The following is a 245-nucleotide window of genomic DNA, read 5'->3' on the forward strand; positions in this document are numbered from 1 at the left end:
GCCGTTATTACGTTGCCATCCCGTATAAGATCAAGGCTGAGGATGTTAAGCTGCCAGACAAAACAGGCAAAGCTACCGCGGTTGACGTCAATGTTGGTCACTTTGATTACACGGGAGGCCGGGTGACCGTACTGCCTAAGAAGCTTGATAGAATTTATAAAAAAATCAAGCACTATCAAAGGCAGCTTGCCAAAAAGCAAGTCAAAAATGGAGAAGCTGCTTGCGAAAGCAAGAACTACTTGAAG

General features: G+C 44.9%; 1 pseudogene. It reads left to right on the plus strand.

The annotated features are described in order from the left end of the window. Window positions 1-245: pseudogene (locus tag lacNas_RS01330) on the plus strand (RNA-guided endonuclease TnpB family protein); the annotation flags it as partial.

The organism is Lactobacillus nasalidis, from assembly GCF_016587775.1.
GTDB lineage: Bacteria > Bacillota > Bacilli > Lactobacillales > Lactobacillaceae > Lactobacillus > Lactobacillus nasalidis.